The 1311-nt window shown below is 59.2% G+C and carries 1 protein-coding gene and 1 other annotated feature; the gene reads right to left on the reverse strand.

Annotation, left to right across the window (positions count from 1 at the left end; genetic code table 11):
* Positions 1–39: 39 nt before the first annotated feature.
* Positions 40–1268, reverse strand: a protein-coding gene (locus tag PY650_RS36440; protein WP_285873593.1) for an IS3-like element ISRtr2 family transposase whose coding sequence is annotated in 2 segments (ribosomal slippage) — positions 40–980 and positions 980–1268 — 1230 coding nt in all. Because the reading frame shifts where the segments join, the coding sequence is not laid out codon by codon here.
* Positions 871–987, reverse strand: a sequence feature (AL1L pseudoknot). Its footprint overlaps the gene before it by 117 nt.
* Positions 1269–1311: the final 43 nt, after the last annotated feature.

Here is a 1311-nt window from a genome sequence, read left to right on the forward strand (position 1 = left end):
TGAACCGCGCCGGGTTTGCCGGAGGCCGTTTGGTTTAAGTTATGCGGCCATGGCTGGCGCGTCCAGCATGGCATAGTAACGTTCTTCGGCTTCGGCAGGCGGAATGTTTCCTATGGGCTCCAGAAGACGCCGGTTATTGAACCAATCCACCCATTCGAGTGTGGCGAACTCCACGGCTTCGAAATTGCGCCATGGTCCCCGCCGATGGATGACCTCGGCCTTGTAGAGGCCGTTGATCGTTTCGGCGAGAGCGTTGTCGTAACTGTCGCCGACGCTTCCAACGGAAGGCTCGATGCCTGCCTCGGCCAGTCGTTCGGAATACTTGATCGATACGTATTGAACACCCCTGTCGGAGTGGTGGATGAGCCCACCGCGATGGACTGGCCGCCGGTCATGGAGTGCCTGGTCCAGGGCATCGAGGACGAAACCCGCATGAGCGGTTCGGCTCGCCCGCCAGCCGACGATGCGGCGGGCGAACGCGTCGATCACGAAAGCGACGTAAACGAAGCCTTGCCAAGTGGCTACATACGTGAAATCGGAAAGCCACAACATGTTCGGCGCGGGAGCGCAGAACTGGCGGTTCACGCGGTCGAGCGGACATAGAGCGGCCTTGTCAGACACGGTCGTTTTGACGGGCTTTCCACGGATAATGCCCTGAAGGCCCATCATTCTCATAAGCCGAGAAACAGTGCATCGAGCTATGTCGAAGCCTTCCCGCTGCAACTGCCGCCATACTTTCCGCACGCCGTAGACTTGGAAATTCTCATTGAACACTCGGCGTATCTCGACCTTCATGGCCGCGTCGCGACGAGCGCGGGCCGACAGGCGGTCCACGTCCGTGCGCTTGGCGATGGCGTCATAGTAAGTGGACGGGGCAATCGGCAGCAGCCTGCAGATCGGCTCGACCCCGAACTTTGAGCGGTGTTCGTCGATGAAGGAAATCATCGCTTCAGTGGGCGGTCGAGCTCCGCCTGGGCAAAATAAGCCGACGCCTTGCGCAAAATCTCATTGGCCTGACGAAGCTCGCGGTTCTCCCGCTCAAGGGCCTTCATCTTCTCGGCGACATCGCTTGGAAGGCCCGCTCGTTTGCCGCTGTCAACATCGGCTTTCTTCACCCACTCATGCAGCGTATGTGCCGAGCAGCCAATCTTGGCGGCTATGGATGAAACTGCCGCCCACCGGGATGGATGCTCGGCCTCATGGTCCAAAACCATGCGGATGGCTCGGTCACGAACTTCAGGTGAAAATTTGTTGGTCGTCTTGCTCATATCGGCTCCACTTTCTCACGAGTTGGAGCCTCCGGCAAACCCG

Source organism: Martinezella calliandrae (genome assembly GCF_030272695.1).
In the GTDB taxonomy this organism is placed as follows: domain Bacteria; phylum Pseudomonadota; class Alphaproteobacteria; order Rhizobiales; family Rhizobiaceae; genus Rhizobium; species Rhizobium calliandrae.